The organism is Roseateles sp. P5_B10 (assembly GCF_056400485.1).
Window position 1 is genome coordinate 1 of record NZ_JBFULE010001721.1, and the last position, 538, is coordinate 538.

General features: G+C 69.1%; 1 pseudogene. It reads right to left on the bottom strand.

The features are described 5' to 3' along the window. Positions 1-538, bottom strand: a pseudogene (locus AC1DU6_RS35530) (excinuclease ABC subunit UvrC); the annotation flags it as partial.

Consider the following 538-nt stretch of genomic DNA (forward strand, 5'->3'; position numbering starts at 1 on the left):
CCGCCAAAGCGCTGCAGCAACTGAGCACGCTTCTTCGGGCCGACCCCCGGCACGTCCTCCAGCCGTGAGCCGCCGGTGCGGGTCGCGGCGCGCTTGGCGCGCATGCCCGTGATGGCAAAGCGGTGCGCCTCATCGCGGATCTGCGCGATCAGCATCAGCGCCGCCGAGTCGCGGCCGAGGTAGATCTTCGCGCGCCCGTCGGCAAAAACAAGTTCCTCCAGCCCGACCTTGCGGCCCTCGCCTTTTTCGACGCCGGCAATGAGACCGAGGTCCAGCCCCAGCTCCTCGAAAACCTCGCGCGCCATCGACACCTGGCCGCGGCCACCGTCGACGAGCACGAGATCGGGCAGGCGGCCGGTGCCCAGCTGGGCGGCTTCGGCCATCTTGCTGTAGCGGCGCGTCAGCACCTGGCGCATGGCCGCGTAGTCGTCGCCGCCCGTGATGCCCTCGATGTTGTAGCGCCGGTACTGGCTGCTCTGCATCTGGTGGTTCTCAAACACGACGCAGCTCGCCATCGTCGCCTCGCCTGCCGTGTGGC